We start from the raw sequence: 612 nt of genomic DNA, 5'->3' as shown, positions 1-612 counted from the left end.
CGAGCAGCGGAACGGCGCCGAAGGCGATCACCGCCGCGATGGCGATTGCAACGGCCCGGGCGCCGGGCGAAAGCTGTCCTGTCGAAGGTGCTGTGCTCATCGCCTAGACTCTCTCGACCAGCTTCTGCCCGAACAGCCCCGACGGCCGCACCAGCAGCAGCACCAGCGCCACGACATAGGCCGCCCAGGCCTCGATGCCGCCGCCGAACAGCGGCCCGACATAGACTTCGGCGAGCTTCTCGATGGCGCCGATCAGCAGTCCGCCGATGATCGCGCCGGCGATCGAATCGAAGCCGCCGAGCACCAGCACCGGCAGCGCCTTCAACACCACCAGCGACAGCGAGAACTGCACGCCGAGCCGGGCGCCCCACAGCAGCCCCGCCACCAGCGCGACGATGCCGGAGGCGGTCCATACGCTGGCCCAGACCCGCGGCAGCCGCAGACCGACCGCCAGCGCCGCGAACGGATCGTCGGCGACCGCGCGGAACGACAGCCCGGTGCGGGTGTAGCGGAAGAACAGCGCGAACAGCGCCACCAGGCTGCCCGCGACCGCCGCGGCGAACAGGTCGAACCGGCTGATGAAGACCCCGGCGAGGTCGAGCGGCACGTCGC

The 612-nt window shown here is 71.1% G+C and carries 1 protein-coding gene; it reads right to left on the bottom strand.

The window, feature by feature from the left end; genetic code table 11:
- Positions 1–103 precede the first annotated feature (103 nt).
- On the bottom strand, positions 104–612 hold a 509-nt coding region (locus tag FNJ47_RS46450), incomplete at its 5' end, for a branched-chain amino acid ABC transporter permease (RefSeq protein ID WP_163163508.1).

Origin of the sequence: Bradyrhizobium uaiense, from assembly GCF_010811875.1 — a bacterium.
GTDB classification, from domain to species: domain Bacteria; phylum Pseudomonadota; class Alphaproteobacteria; order Rhizobiales; family Xanthobacteraceae; genus Bradyrhizobium; species Bradyrhizobium uaiense.
The sequence above is the reverse complement of the archived record's forward strand: the minus strand, read 5'-3'. Positions and strand labels throughout refer to the sequence as shown.